14 protein-coding genes are annotated in these 12,895 nt (G+C 66.5%); 3 read left to right on the top strand and 11 right to left on the bottom strand.

The features are described from left to right. Positions 1-4: 4 nt before the first annotated feature. The 3 genes from U5918_RS12440 to U5918_RS12430 all read right to left on the bottom strand — a co-directional run bounded on the left by U5918_RS12440 (position 5) and on the right by U5918_RS12430 (position 2,770). Complete coding sequence (locus U5918_RS12440; protein ID WP_336001675.1) at positions 5-1,384, bottom strand: TrbL/VirB6 family protein; 1,380 nt, start codon at positions 1,382-1,384, stop codon at positions 5-7. A gap of 139 nt (positions 1,385-1,523) precedes the next feature. Then, positions 1,524-2,069 carry a hypothetical protein gene (locus tag U5918_RS12435; protein WP_336001674.1) on the bottom strand — a complete coding sequence of 182 codons (546 nt, stop codon included), beginning with the start codon at positions 2,067-2,069 and terminating at the stop codon, positions 1,524-1,526. Positions 2,070-2,320: 251 nt separating this feature from the next. Beyond that, positions 2,321-2,770, bottom strand: coding sequence for a universal stress protein (locus tag U5918_RS12430; protein WP_336001673.1), 450 nt, complete (start codon positions 2,768-2,770; stop codon positions 2,321-2,323). Between the two features lie 93 nt (positions 2,771-2,863). On the opposite strand from U5918_RS12430, the gene U5918_RS12425 reads away from it, so the two are divergent. The 3 genes from U5918_RS12425 (at position 2,864) to U5918_RS12415 (ending at position 4,792) form a co-directional block, all read left to right on the top strand. After that, on the top strand, positions 2,864-3,316 hold the full coding sequence (locus U5918_RS12425; RefSeq protein ID WP_336001672.1) for a universal stress protein: 453 nt from the start codon (positions 2,864-2,866) through the stop codon (positions 3,314-3,316). Between the two features lie 47 nt (positions 3,317-3,363). Next, on the top strand, positions 3,364-4,467 hold the full coding sequence (locus U5918_RS12420) for a DHH family phosphoesterase (protein WP_336001671.1): 1,104 nt from the start codon (positions 3,364-3,366) through the stop codon (positions 4,465-4,467). A 100-nt stretch (positions 4,468-4,567) separates the two neighbouring features. Next, positions 4,568-4,792, top strand: a complete 225-nt coding sequence (locus tag U5918_RS12415; protein ID WP_336001670.1) for a hypothetical protein — start codon at positions 4,568-4,570, stop codon at positions 4,790-4,792. Here U5918_RS12415 and U5918_RS12410 read toward each other — a convergent pair. The 8 genes from U5918_RS12410 to U5918_RS12375 form a co-directional block, all read right to left on the bottom strand. After that, complete coding sequence (locus tag U5918_RS12410) at positions 4,789-5,217, bottom strand: DUF5807 family protein (RefSeq protein WP_336001669.1); 429 nt, start codon at positions 5,215-5,217, stop codon at positions 4,789-4,791. The two genes, U5918_RS12415 and U5918_RS12410, sit on opposite strands and share 4 nt — an antisense overlap. Before the next feature lie 309 nt (positions 5,218-5,526). Then, the gene (flaJ, locus tag U5918_RS12405) at positions 5,527-7,281 is read right to left on the bottom strand and encodes an archaellar assembly protein FlaJ (protein ID WP_336001668.1); all 1,755 of its coding nucleotides are present in this window, start codon (positions 7,279-7,281) and stop codon (positions 5,527-5,529) included. A gap of 2 nt (positions 7,282-7,283) precedes the next feature. Continuing rightward, positions 7,284-8,954: a type II/IV secretion system ATPase subunit gene (locus U5918_RS12400; RefSeq protein WP_336001667.1), complete on the bottom strand. Its 1,671-nt coding sequence runs from the start codon at positions 8,952-8,954 to the stop codon at positions 7,284-7,286. 2 nt (positions 8,955-8,956) lie between these two features. Beyond that, positions 8,957-9,718: an archaellum protein ArlH gene (arlH, locus tag U5918_RS12395; RefSeq protein ID WP_336001666.1), complete on the bottom strand. Its 762-nt coding sequence runs from the start codon at positions 9,716-9,718 to the stop codon at positions 8,957-8,959. Beyond that, a complete protein-coding gene (gene arlG, locus U5918_RS12390) occupies positions 9,715-10,176 on the bottom strand; it encodes an archaellum stator protein ArlG (RefSeq protein ID WP_336001665.1) in 462 nt (153 codons plus the stop codon). Before arlG ends, arlH begins: the two co-directional genes overlap by 4 nt. A gap of 16 nt (positions 10,177-10,192) precedes the next feature. After that, on the bottom strand, positions 10,193-10,651 hold the full coding sequence (gene arlF / locus U5918_RS12385; RefSeq protein ID WP_336001664.1) for an archaellum stator protein ArlF: 459 nt from the start codon (positions 10,649-10,651) through the stop codon (positions 10,193-10,195). A gap of 1 nt (position 10,652) precedes the next feature. Further along, a complete protein-coding gene (gene arlF / locus U5918_RS12380; RefSeq protein ID WP_336001663.1) occupies positions 10,653-11,084 on the bottom strand; it encodes an archaellum stator protein ArlF in 432 nt (143 codons plus the stop codon). Further along, positions 11,068-12,756 (bottom strand): FlaD/FlaE family flagellar protein, encoded by a 1,689-nt coding sequence (locus tag U5918_RS12375; protein WP_336001662.1) that lies wholly within the window; start codon positions 12,754-12,756, stop codon positions 11,068-11,070. The genes arlF (U5918_RS12380) and U5918_RS12375 overlap by 17 nt, the downstream gene beginning before the upstream one ends. Positions 12,757-12,895 lie beyond the last annotated feature (139 nt).

Genomic DNA, 12,895 nt, shown 5'->3' with positions numbered 1-12,895 from the left:
GTGCTCACCTCGTGTTCGGTCCGTCGCCGTCAGGTCCCTCGGCCGGCTGCCCGCGCGGGAGGCCCCGCCCGCCGTCCGAGCGCGCGGAGTTCAGCTCCCGCGGCTGTCCGCTCGGCAGTCCTTTCGAGCCCCGGTTCGCCGGCCCGACCTGATCCACTCCCCCGTCCGGACCGCGTCGGAGCGACTGGTTGAACTTCCGGCGGACGTTGCCTATCCGCTGCTGGTAGCGCCGGTCCTCGTGGCCCTTCTCGCGCAGTTCGTGCAGCCCGAAGATGAGCAGCGTCCGCGGCATCATCTTCGCCAGGACCGTGTACGGTAACAGCATGAAGGCGAGGGTAATCCCGACAGTGTACGCGGTCTCTCTCACCACCGGTGATTCGAACTCGAAGGCGACGAGGAAGTGGAAGATCGTCGCCTGCAAGAGCTTGATGACGATCAGCGCGCCCATGAAGGTCAGCGCGATCTTCCCGGCCGAGCGGGCGATCGTCGATCGGTAGGCCATCAGCACCCACATCACCGGCCAGATCGCTGCGCAGACGAACGCGAGGACGTACTGAATGTACAGCACGCCCAGCGCCGTGGTCAGTAACATCCCCTTCGCGCCGCCGATGACCGCACCGAGGTGGCCCTCTAGGTTCGCCGCCTGCAACACGTCAACGTATCCGCGAACACCTTGTTCCGTTCCCGCCGGTGGCGCGACGATCTGCGTGACCGCGTCCGCCAGGTGGTAACACAGCGCGATGACAATCCAGCCGAGGAGGATCATCACGAACCCGCGGACGAACCGTTTGGCCGTCCCTCTGTCGGGTTTGCGATTGCCTTTGCCCATCGCAAGCATCAACGCCGGCAGGAGGCCGGCGAACCCGAGGAAGCCGAACACCCAGTGGTACGTGAAGGTGCCTTGCCACCGCTCGCCCTCGGTCGTGCCGCTCCACGCGTCCGGGTTCACCCACGACGGCGGGTCGCCGGGGTCGCCCGGGGCCGGGAAGTCGAAAACGACCCCGCTTTCGTCGAATTCTCTCGCTACTTCTTCCGAGTCCTCGGCGATGCCGTTCAGGAAGCCGATCATCGCCTGCTCGATGGCGTTCGCCGCGAGGCCCGTGAAGAAGCCGCCGTCTCCGCCGTCTTCGCTGTCTCCGCCGAACCCGAAGAAATCCCGGATAACTTCGGCGTCCTCTTCATCGAACTCCTCACCGTCGGTTTCGTTCTGGGTCTCGTTCTGGGTCTCGTTGGTGTCCTGGATCGCGAAATCGGCGCTACCGACGACCGCCGTTCCCGCGTCAGCGGTGACGGGAGCTCCCGCGTGGGAACTGGTCGTCGCTGACGCAGGGGCTGCGAACGCCGTGGCCAGCACCAGCACCAGCAACAGGTTGTGATATTGCATGTGAAACTACGCTCCTGATTTCGCGATCGGTGATGTGTCTGTTCGACAGTCGGAGGCGGATCCCCCGGACGCAAGACGCCGGCTCGTCGGGGAGCGTCGCAGGTCCCCGATCGGGGCGGTGATCACGCTGCTGCCGTCCTCAGAACGGCAGGGTCGCGACCACTGCGAAGATGTTTCCGTCCTGAAGGCCTGCGAAGATGCAGTTCTGGAGTTGGAGCCCCAGCACGCTGTTCAGGATCGCGACGAACACTGGCGGTACGATTGCACCGGCAGCGGTCTTGCCTGCGCCAGCAAGTGCCTGTTTCCCCTCGAACTGTTGCTGTGCCCGTGAGGAGCCGAGTTTGTTGAACGCGACCGTCCCCTGGATCACGGCCTTGGCCAAGAGGAAAATTGACAGTGCAGCCACGGCGAAGGCGATTAGCTCACCAATCGGTGGCGTGTCCGGGCCACACAGGACGCTCGAAACGTCAGAGGCACCACTTCCGCTTTGCGCGACCGCCGGCATCACGAACAACGCCGACGCCGCCCTGAGCATCAGCAGGCCGAGCAGCGCCGACGCCGCCATGACGAGTACCGCGAGCAGTCGGCTGGCTCGCGGCGAGAGCGCGAACAGCTCGCGGTCGAAGCGCATCCAGAGGTTCGCCACCGGTTCACCGAGCCGGGTCCGAACCTGTTCGAGTGACATCTCAGACACCCCCCACGGTGGCCGAGTGCGATTGTCGATCCGTACTACTGACTAACGTCTGTGCTATGTGTTGCGTTGCTTTCTTCCCCATATGCTAAACCCCCCTTAGCATACCCGGATACCACTCCGGTATGTATCACTTACTTACCGAGGGTTCCCAATAAACATTTGGGTTGTTTGCGACACGTTCACGTACTGAGGCGTCGGGACCGGGGGATAGGGGGTCGCTACCCGGTCACCTCGCCGACGTGTTACACCGAGAGAACTGGCTGGCCGGCGTACTGGAGGACGTACTCGGCGGCCTTCCCGAGGACCTCGTCGGGGTTGCTGGAGAGGGGTTCCCGGGGGACGACGAGGAAGTCCGCCCCGATCGCCTCGGCGGTGTCCAGGATGACGCTCCCGGGGTGGTGGGTGAGTTGCGTGGGGACGAACGCCCGCGCGGTCGAGTGGCCCATGGAGACGACGCGGTCGGCCGCGAGTCGTTCGACGGCGTCCATGAACTCCGTGGTGTCCTCGGCGACGGCGTCGCCCGGGAGGTCGCCGGACTCCATGCTCCGGACGACGGACTCCTCGAGCAGGTAGAGGGCGTGGACGGCGGCCCCGTACTGCTCGGCGATAGCGACGGCGTACTCGGCGGCGTCCAGTGACTCTTCGCTCCCGTCGAGGGGCACGAGGACCTGGTCGAACGCGACGGCTACCATACCCAACTCTGCACCCGGCAGCGGCAAAAAGCCACCGAGGGGCCACCCCCACGCCCCGTCGTTTTATCAGGGCGCGGCCGGTACCGACCGGTAATGTTCGAGACCGTGGTGATCGCGACGGACGGCTCCGAGAGCGTCGAGCGAGCCGTCGCCGTGGCGCTGGACCTGGCCGCCCGGTTCGACGCCACGGTCCACGCGCTCTACGTGATCGACGGCAGCGACGTCGAGGGGTCACCCGAGCAGGTCCGGGACGACCTCAGGGACGCGCTCGAAACCGCCGGCGAGGAGGCGCTCGAGGCCGTCGTCGAGCACGCCGATCGCGACGTGGCCACCGCAGTCCGCGAGGGGAAGCCGGCGACCGAGATCTGCGAGTTCGTCGACGACGTCGACGCCGACGTAGTCGCGATGGGGACGCGCGGCCGCCACGGCGAACACTCCTTCCTGCTCGGGAGCGTCGCCGAGGCGGTCGTCCGCCGCTGTCCCACGCCCGTGCTGACCGTCCGCCAGCTCGAAGCCGACGAGGAACCGCCGACGGGACGCCCCTGAGCCCGTCGGACCGTGCCCTTCTTCACTCGCGGCGCGCTCTGAGCGGTATGGACGACTGGCTCATCGACGACGACCGGCTCTCTATCGGCCGGAAATCGCTGTTGCCCGGCGAAGGCTTCTTCCACCCGGACTCGTTCGAGGAGGCCGAACAGGAGCGGGAAGCGCGTGAGGCCCTCGACGGGGAATCGACCGTGGTCGTGGCCGACCCGGACGCCGACGGCCTGGCCTGTACGGCGCTGATACGGGAGGTCGTCGGCCCGGCCGCCCTGATTCCGGCCGGCCCGCGCGACCTCGCGACCGCCCTCGAGTACGTCGCCGAGTTCGGCGAACCCGACGTGACCGTCTTCGTCTGCGACCTCTGTCCCGACGGCGAGACCGACCTCGAACACCTCGACGCAGTGGCCGATCGGGCCGCCGACGTGTACTGGTACGACCACCACCAGTGGGACGCTGACGTCGGCGCCCGCGTCGACGAGGTCGTCACCGAGCGCGTCGTCGGCGAGTCCGAGGAGGAGTGTTCGGCCGACGTGGTCGCCCGCTCGCTCGCCGGGACGGTCCCCGAGTACCTCGAGGAACTGGCGCTGGTGACCCGCGATCACGACCTCTGGCTCCGGGAGGACCCCCGCAGCGACGACCTCGCCGATTACGCCTACTGGGCCGACCCCGAGGAGTACATCGAGGTCGTCCGCGAACACGGCGCGGACCTGCCCCCCGAGGTCGAGGAGTTCCTCGCCGAGCAGCGCGTCGAGAAGGAGGCGCTGATCGAGAAGGCGGTCGACCGCGCGGAGATCTACGAGATCGGCGACTGGACCGTCGGCGTGACCTACGGCCGCTGTTCGCAAAACGAGGTGGCAGAAGCGCTCCGCGAGCAGGGCACCGACGCCGCGGTGATCGTCAAACCCGCCGGCAGCGCCTCGATCCGCGGGACCGACGGGTTCGAGCGCGCCCACGAGGTCGCCGCGAAGGTCAACGGCGGCGGCCACCCGAAGGCCGCCGGCTGCAAGCCCGACATCTACGACGACATGCTCGACTACGCGAACCACTGGACGACCCGCGGCGCGGTCGCCCGGCAGGTCATCGTCGAGGCCTTCCACGACGTGAAGCGGGAGGCCGAAGCCGAAGACGACGAAGGCGTCGAGACCGAGCGGTAAATCATCAGTCACTTTCCGGTTATTTGCCACTCTCTATACGCTTCCCCTCCTGCGGTTTCGGTCCCGAAACTGACTTTACCACCAGGCCGACAGGGTAGGCATGGCTTTCCCCTCAATGACGCGCGTGCTGTCGAAGAACCCCAAGCTGTTCCTCGCGCTGATCGGCGTCGTGGCCCTCTCTAGCGCCGGGATCATCGCGTTGCAGGAGGCGGTGCCGGACAGCGGGTCAGCGCAGGCGGCGCTCGTGGTCGCGATGTTCCTGGTCTCGGCGGTCTACGTCGGGTCGACCCACGAGGACCTCGGCGGAGAAGACGCGGAGAACTAGACCTCGGCGACCCACTTTTCCGAGTACGTCGTCCCGCACTCGCACTGCGCGTAGGCGTGTACGACGTCGCCCTCGGCGTAGAGGCCGCCGACGTCCTCGTTCTCGGCCTCGGCGAAGGCGAAGACGAAGCGGGCGTAGTGGTCGCCGCCTTCCGCAGCGTCCGGGCAGTTACCACCGGTACACCCGTCGGTGATTTCGCCCTCGTTGCCCATCGCGGACTGGGCGAGGGTCATCGGGTCGACGCCGGTGGCGCGCTGGAAAGCGGTTCGCCCTTCCTCGCCGTCGAGGACCAGCACGACGCCGTCGTCTGTGCTCTCGCCGACCTTCGCGAGGCGGTCCATCCCGTCGACGGCGCGCTCGTCGAAGTACAGCAAGACGTCGTCGGGGCGCTCGCCCGCGAGGAACTGCTCGCGTGTCTCGTCCATGCCCGCTTTCGCGCACGTGGACACAAAAGGAGCGCGAAGGACGAGCGAGGGCGAGGCCCGAGCGAATCGGCTGGGGAGGCCGTAGTCGGCGGTAGCGGTGCGGTTGCGGCGCGGTGCGGGAGCCACGAGCATCCGCGAGCGAAGCGAGCGGTTCACCGGACGCGAGCCAGCGGCTCGCGTCCGGGACGTTTTTATACTAAATTTTTGCGAGTCGAGCGGGACCAGAGGTCCCGCTGACCGTGCGAACGGGCGCTACGCGCCCGTGAGCAGATGGGGATGCGCCTGCGGCGCACCCCCCGAAGTAAAAATTTAGATGGTCAGGAACGAGCTCACCATCCGCTTCGTGAAGATGGCGATGAGCGAGCCCAGCCAGGTGAGGACCACGAAGTGCAGGTAGGCGTTGAGCTTGTGGCCGCCGTCGGTCTCGCGGATCATCAGCGAGGACAGGAGGGCGTTGAAGACGATGATGACGATCAGCAGGAACTCGATGAGGGGGATGTTGTAGACGCCGGTGTTGATGAGCGAGCCGACGTTGAACTGCGCGGAGGAGGTCAGGTCGAGGCTCATGTTCGCGAGGATGTTGACGACCTGCAGGCCGATGAAGAAGGCGAAGGTCGCGGCCGCCGAAATACCGTAGAGCAGGCCGATCAGCGTGGTCGCGGCCTGCGAGCGGCGCTGGCGCAACTGGAGGACGACGTTCATGTTCTCGGAGATGAGCTCACCCAGTTGCTTTGGCGAGCCACCCATCTCCCGGCCGATCAGGTACATCTCGGAGAACTTCTGGATCAGGTAGGAGCGACAGTCGGCGGTGAAGTACCGCCAGGCCGAGGTGGGCTCGATGCGCATGTTCAGTCGCTTGTAGAGGTCGTCGATGTTCCCGGTGAGCGCCCCGAAGTCCTTCTTCCGGAGCGAGGAGAGCACCATGGAGGTGGTCGACTGCTTGGCGCCCTCCGCGGCGCCGAGCGCGCGGATGAAGGATGGGTACTCGTCGTCGCGGGCGGCGATGTCCTTCTCGACGCGGCGGACGTACAGCCCGGGGATCAGCAGGGGCGTGGCGGGGATGGCCACGTACATGGGCAGCGGGACGGGGTCCATCGGGAGCAGGGCCGCGATCGGGAGGGGACTGGCACCGAACAGGCCGCCGAGGGTGAGGAAGGCGAGGACGACCGTCAGCGAGACGCCGGTGGCGAAGACGGCGATCATCTTGGTGTCCAGGTCGGTCGTGATCTCCTCGGGGTTGTACCAGAGCGGGTCGTGGGGCGCCATCGTGCGGATGGTGAGGTAAAAGCCCGACTGGACGAAGATGAAAAGCAAGATGACGGCGCTGACGGTCATCGTCGGATTCGTGCCGGTCAGGATGGGGAGGACGACCGCAAAGACCAGCGCGAAGGTCATCGAGAGGATCATCGACATGTAGAGGTCTTTCATGACCTCCAGGTTCTCCAGCGCGCCGGTGTAGACGGTCTCGTAGTTCTGCATCACCTGCTCCTGTTCCGAGAGGAGGAAGTCCTCGAGGGGCTGGCCGGCGCCCAGGGTGTAGGCGAGCCGGTCGAAGAAGTCGGAGAGGGCGTCGCTGGGGACCTGTTTCGCGCGCCGACGCAGCGCGTCGTCGAGGCTCTGGTTCCAGGTGTCGACGAGCTGGACGACCCGCCGCATCTCCATGGCGAGCGCGCCGTACTCGTCTTCTTCCGCCAGGGCGCGGAACACCTCCATGCGGTCGATCCGGGTCGTCGACAGCACGGTCATGTGCGTGATCAGCAGGTGCAGGCGGTTGTTGAGGGCCTTCTTCTCCTGGGAGAGCTGGATCTTCGGGAACAAGAGGGCGGCGCCGAACAGCAGGAGGCCGAGCATGGGGATCGGGCCCCGGATGAAAAGCGGCGCGTCGATCAGGAGGGCGCCGACGAGGGTCACCAGCAGGAACCCGGTCGCCGGCAGGAGGATGACCAGGGCGTACCGGCGCATCGGGAAGGGCATCCGCTGGTAGGACTCGAGCAGGTCGTCGACGAAACTGGCGAGCGAGAGTTTGAGTTCCTGGGCGGTACTCGTCGGTTCTTTCGAGGCCATCGTCAGGTCTCGCGGTGGATGTCGAACGGGAGGCCCTCGACGCCGTCGCGCTGATAGTCGGCGATCAGTTCGTTGACCTCGTGGTAGCCCAGGATGTCCTCCTGGATGGCGCGCTCGATGATGCTGGCACGGAAGTCGAGGTCGTTGTAGATCTCGCGGGTGTCCTCGTAGCCAAGCAGGGTCGCGATCTGCTCTTCGAGGACGTAGGAGTTGTTCATCCCCTGGAAGACGATCTCGTCGTCGACGGGGTCCCAGTAGAACGCCTGCCGGGTGACGACACCGTCCATCTCCTTCGAGTAGCCCTCGATCTCCTGGACGGAGGTCACGCGACGGAGGACCTCGTCACCCTGCTTGACGCGGTTCTGGAACAGTGCGACGTCGGCGACGTCCATGAACGTCTCGGGGACGTTGATCGGGTCGCTGGTGAACCGCTGGATCATCGAGACGATGTCGGAGGCGTGGAACGTCAGCATGACCGGGTGGCCCGTCTGGGCGGCCTGGAACGCCATCCGACCCTCGGCACCACGGACCTCGCCGAGGATGATGTAGTCGGGTCGGGAACGCAGCGCGGCGGCGACCAGGTCGAACATGTCGACGCCGGTTCCTTCCTCTTCGCCCTCGCGGGTGAGCAGTTGCTGCCAGGTATCGTGTGGCGGGATGACCTCGGCGGTGTCCTCCGCGGTGTAGATCTTCGCGTCCCGGGGGATGAAGGCGAAGGCCGCGTTCAGCGTCGTGGTCTTCCCGGACGCGGTCTCCCCGACGACGAACACCGTCTGTTCGTTCTCCAGACAGAGCCAGAGATACGCCGCCAGGCGCGGGGAGAGGGTACCCCACTTGGTGATCTGGAACATCGACAGGGGGATCTCCTGGCCCTGCCGGATCGTCAGCGAGGGACCCTTGAGGCTCACGTCGTCGGAGTAGATCAGGTTGAGACGGGACCCGTCGGGCAGGGTGGAGTCGACGATCGGGTCGGAGTCGGAGACGGGGTCACCGATCCGCTCGCCCATGTTCCGGAGCCACTGGTCGAACTCCTCGGGTTCGCCGAAGTCGACCGTGGTCTCCAGCATGCCGTAGACCTCGTGGTCGACGTAACACTCGTGGGGCCCGATGACGTGGATGTCCTCGTTGGCCGGGTCCCGCATGATCGGTTCCAGGGGGCCCAGACCGACGATGTCGCGGTTGAGGATGTAGCGGATGTCCTCGTAGGTCTCCTTGGAGACGTTGACCTTGCCCAGGTCGACCACGGAGGAGAGCCTGTTCATCACGCCGGTGTCCTCGTCGTCCGTGATCCGACAGCTCTCCTGGAGTAGCTGTTCGATCTGGTCGTCGTACTCGGACTCGTTCGAGGGCGCGGGTTTCGATACCGACTTCTGGAGGAGTTTGTCGCGGACCCGCTGGTAGACGCCCGCCTCGGTGTCGTCCAGTTCCGGCTCGATGGCGTAGTACTTCATGTCCTGGCCCACGTCGCCGTAGATGTGGACGAAGATGGGGCCGCCGACGGGGTAGAGGACGTTCGGGCGGTCGGTCTCGTACTCGCCGCTGGCCTCGTCGATGAACATCGGGAACTCGCCGGTGATCTGCTTGAACTTCTTGAGGTGGTCCTGCAGGTGCCGGCGCCTGGCCGCGTGCTGTCTGAGTTCGTCCGACGGCTGTGCGGTTCCGTGTTCGGTCATTGTCAGGCCACGCTCCGGCTCTCGATCACGATGCCCGTCCCCGAGCGGACGGAGTACCCGATCGAGTCACCGACCTGTTCGCCCATCCCGGCGAAGCGTTTCACCGAGATCTGCCGGCGCACGTCGTTGCCGACCTCGACCATCTCCAGTTCGAGGAAGACGTCGGCGATCGACCGGAAGGGACCGATGGCCTCTTCCTCGAGGGTCGAGGGGTCGACGGTCAGCACGATCACCTTCCCCCGGGAGATGACGTCCCGGAAGAAGCCGATGATCTCGAGGGCGGCCTGGCGCTCCTCGTTCTGGCGGACCAGCGCCTCGAACTTGGGGTCGTTGCGGAGGATGGAGTCGAACGTGTCGATGATTATCACGTCGGTGCCCCACATCACTTCGGCCTCCATCAGACGTTTGAGGAGTTCCTTGCGGTCGCCCTCCTCGCCGCCGCCGGTCAGCGTGTTCGTGTCGCCGATGTCGGCGTGGAGGAACAGGCAGTTCTCCTGCAGGAGGTGATCGACCATGTCGTAGGACAGCGAGTGCATCTGGTCGAGGAAGCTCCCGACCGTCAGCTCCGTCGAGAGCATCGTCACGGTGTGGCCCTCCTCGCAGAGGCCGTAGGTGAGCCGCTGGCTCATGGCGCTTTTCCCGGCCCCGTAGTCGCCCTCGACGAGGACGATGCTGCCGGGCGGGATGCCGCCGCCGAGTTCCTTGTTGAGTCGGTCGTGATCCGTCAGGCCGAGCGAATAGAGATCTCGTGTTGCGATACTCATATGCGGAATCTGAACACCTCCTCGTCCTCGTTGACGATGACCTTCACGCGGTGGTCACCGGTCCCGAGACCGGAGCCGTCGTTGGGCGAGATGTCGAGCCGCACGACCTCGCCCGGACCCCAGCTCTCGGCGCCGTCGAGCAGCGTCACCGTCACGTCGGTCTCGTACCGCCCGTCGACCAGTACGTCGATGAATCTGGCCTCGGCTACTAACCGCTGGGAGCCCGTGTTCTTGACGTGGATCGTGACGTTGTTCGTCGTCTCGTCGTAGACGGCGTCCGACCCGCTGTCGCTGATCACCTCGATGTCCGTGCGGACGTTCTCACTGACCGAGAGCCCGCGGTCGTCGATGGCCTGGCTCACCTGGCTGATGCTGTCGGTGAACACGCCCGCGACGCTCGCGGCGATCACGATCGAGGCGATAAAGAGGATCATGTGGGAGACGGAGACGCTCGCCATCAGGCACGCACCTCCCTCAGCATGTGAGACCCTCCGTTACCGGTCCGGTGGCCGCGACACCGGTGCCAGAGACGACCTTCACGCGGCCGGGCGTCTGGTCCACGGTGACGTTCAGCGTCAGCCGCTCCGCGGGGAGCCACACGTCCGTGTCCTCGTCCCCGTCGACGCTGGTGTCGTTGTCCCAGTCCGTCGCGTACTCGCCGTCGACGAGCACGTCCGTCTCCGCGACCGACAGCCGCGATTCGCCGCGGTTGGTGACGTTGACCTGGAGGATGCAGTCCGGTACCGTGGCGACGATCGACGCGTGGGTGACGTCGATCGACGTCCCCTGCACCCGGTCGAAGCGCTCGTTCTGGGCGCCGGTCGCGTCGGAGACGCGCTCGAAGGAGTTGGTGGCCGCGGTGGTGAACACGCCGAACGCGATGAACCCGCCGATGAGCACGACCGCCAGCGACGTCGAGACGCTCACGCCCATCTCAGTTCACCTCCCTCGATTCGGTGACGCCGTTGCCCGTGACGACGGTCACCCGCGCGGGCACGTCCGACGTGTAGACGGTGACGTTCAGTTGTTCGCCCGGGAGCCAGAGTTCGGTCTCGGCGTCGCCGTCGACCGTCGCGGGCCCGCGCCAGCCCGTCTGGTACTCGTTTTCGATCAGGAAGTCCGTCGCGTTGAGCCCGATCGGCGCCGCGCCGGTGTTGTCGACCAGCACCGTGAGGCGGTCGCCGCTGTACTCGGCTGACGTGACGTTGATGTCGGTGTTCCGGGTGTCGAGGACGTCTTCGGATCGCCCGTCCTGGGCGTCGGAGACGCGCTCGAACCCGTTCGCGGCGGCGCCGTAGAGGATGCCGAAGCCGATGAACATCCCCGCGAAGACGATGGCCGCCGCCCCGCTAACGCTGAAGCCCATCACCACCACCTCCGCTGGCCAACAGTCGCTGTGCCGCGCCGTCCGCGGCGCCCCCGTCGAGTCGACTGATGTACCGAAGACTCCGGGTGTGATGATCGATCGTCAGCGATGCACCCGACCCGCCGCCGTCGAAGCCCGACAGGTACGATCGCAGGTCCGCGGCGGCCGCGTCGCCGAGCCAGTCGATCCGCTCGTAGTAGTCGATGGCCGCCGCCGTCTCGCGCGCGTCCGACTCCTCGACGAGGAACTCGAGCCACTCCATGACGAGCAACTCGGCCGCGTACCCGTCCGGCAGCGTCCGCAGGTAGGGCTTGCCCGGGCCGTCGTCGGCCCCGGCCGTCCCGTCGGCGTCCGTGTCGGCGGTCGTTGCCGTCTCGGCGGTCGTCGCCGTCTCGGCGGTCCCCGCGGCCGTCGCGGTCTCGGTGTCGGTCTCCTGTGCGACCGTCTCCGCGTCCGCGTCAGAGTCGCCATCGCCGGCCACCTCGTCGGCCGTCTCCTCGCCCGCCGAGGGGAGGACGTCGTCGACGTCCGTCGACTCGACCACGTCCTCGTCGGCGAAATCGTCGCCCTCGTCCCCGAGTTCGTCCTCGTCCGCGAAGTCGTCGGCCCCGTCCTCGAGTTCGTCCAGTTCGTCGAGGCCGTCGTCGGTCTCGGCGTCCGCAGCCGGTTCCGACAGGTCGTCCTCCGGGGACTCCGCATCGTCCGGGTCGTCCTCGCCCAGGAGGTCCTCCGCCTCGTCCTCGGCCGGGGGTTCCTCGCCCTCGGCCCAGTCGGCGTCGCCGGACTCGTACTCCTGTTTGAGCTCCTGGAAGGACTTCCCGTCGGCGTCGTCGCCGCCGTCGTCCCCGCCGGAGTCGTCGAGGCCGTCATCGGCCGGCCCGTCGTCGAACTCATCGAAGTCTTCGTCGAACTCGCCGCCGTCGTCGTCGAGCGGGTCGCCGAGCGCGTCGTCGTCCTCGAGCGGGTCGCCGCCGCCGAGGTCGTCGACGTCTTCCTCCTCGTCCTCGACGAGATCCTCGTCGAAGAAGCCCTCTGCGTCGGCGCTGGCGATCTCGTCGTCGATCTCCTCTTCTTCCTCCTCGTCGTCGCCGTCGTCGAAGAGGCCGAAGCTCCCCTCGTCGAGGCCGCCGCCTCCGCCGCCGGCCCCCATGTCGTCGGCGAAGGGGTTGACGCCGCGAGTGACCATCTCGTAGATGTCGAGCAGCTTCCGGATGTTCTCGTCCAGGTCCTGGACCTGCTCGCCGATCTGTTCGTTCTCGTTGCGAACGGTGTTGACCGTCGACTGGAGGCCCCCGACCTCGTTTTCGAGTTCGTCCAGCCGGTTCTCGAGTTCGCCGGTCCCCGCGCCGCCACCGCCGCCGCCGTCGTCCATGTCGCCGAACCCGTCCTCGCCGTCGTCGAAGCCGCCGAGATCGTCGTCGCCGCCGAGCCCGCCGAGGTCGTCGAGTTCGTCGTCGTCCCCGTCTTCCGCCATCAGTCCGCCGTCGCTCCCGAGGTCGTCGTCGGCGATGTCCCCCTCGCTTTCCTCGTCCGAGAGGATCGAATCGAAGACGTTCTTGATACTCATCCCGACGACGCCGCTCGCCGCGAGCGCGACCAGCGGCGCTACCCCTTCGGGCAGCCCACCGGCAGCCAGGGCGAGTCCGACCGGGCCCGCGGCGAAACTACTCATCACTGTCAGTATTCACACCTTACGACCTTCAACCTGTCGGCAATAGTATCACGGCTGATACTCGTCAGACGCTTCGACTGGAGATTTCGGCAGGTACGGCGGATTCGTCGTTCTCGTGGGCGCAGATCGAGCTCGGTTC

Origin of the sequence: Halorientalis sp. LT38 (assembly GCF_037031225.1) — an archaeon.
GTDB lineage: Archaea > Halobacteriota > Halobacteria > Halobacteriales > Haloarculaceae > Halorientalis > Halorientalis halophila.
This window is presented reverse-complemented; position numbering and strand designations above follow the sequence as displayed.

Coding starts and splice junctions, on each gene's coding strand:
- U5918_RS12410 (WP_336001669.1), bottom strand. CDS start 5,217: ATGGACGAGACACGCGAGCAGTTCCTCGCGGGCGAGCGCCCCGACGAC.
- U5918_RS12440 (WP_336001675.1), bottom strand. CDS start 1,384: ATGCAATATCACAACCTGTTGCTGGTGCTGGTGCTGGCCACGGCGTTC.
- arlF (WP_336001664.1), bottom strand. CDS start 10,651: ATGGGCGTGAGCGTCTCGACGTCGCTGGCGGTCGTGCTCATCGGCGGG.
- U5918_RS12425 (WP_336001672.1), top strand. CDS start 2,864: ATGTTCGAGACCGTGGTGATCGCGACGGACGGCTCCGAGAGCGTCGAG.
- arlF (WP_336001663.1), bottom strand. CDS start 11,084: ATGGGCTTCAGCGTTAGCGGGGCGGCGGCCATCGTCTTCGCGGGGATG.
- arlH (WP_336001666.1), bottom strand. CDS start 9,718: ATGAGTATCGCAACACGAGATCTCTATTCGCTCGGCCTGACGGATCAC.
- U5918_RS12435 (WP_336001674.1), bottom strand. CDS start 2,069: ATGTCACTCGAACAGGTTCGGACCCGGCTCGGTGAACCGGTGGCGAAC.
- U5918_RS12420 (WP_336001671.1), top strand. CDS start 3,364: ATGGACGACTGGCTCATCGACGACGACCGGCTCTCTATCGGCCGGAAA.
- flaJ (WP_336001668.1), bottom strand. CDS start 7,281: ATGGCCTCGAAAGAACCGACGAGTACCGCCCAGGAACTCAAACTCTCG.
- U5918_RS12375 (WP_336001662.1), bottom strand. CDS start 12,756: ATGAGTAGTTTCGCCGCGGGCCCGGTCGGACTCGCCCTGGCTGCCGGT.
- arlG (WP_336001665.1), bottom strand. CDS start 10,176: ATGGCGAGCGTCTCCGTCTCCCACATGATCCTCTTTATCGCCTCGATC.
- U5918_RS12400 (WP_336001667.1), bottom strand. CDS start 8,954: ATGACCGAACACGGAACCGCACAGCCGTCGGACGAACTCAGACAGCAC.
- U5918_RS12415 (WP_336001670.1), top strand. CDS start 4,568: ATGGCTTTCCCCTCAATGACGCGCGTGCTGTCGAAGAACCCCAAGCTG.
- U5918_RS12430 (WP_336001673.1), bottom strand. CDS start 2,770: ATGGTAGCCGTCGCGTTCGACCAGGTCCTCGTGCCCCTCGACGGGAGC.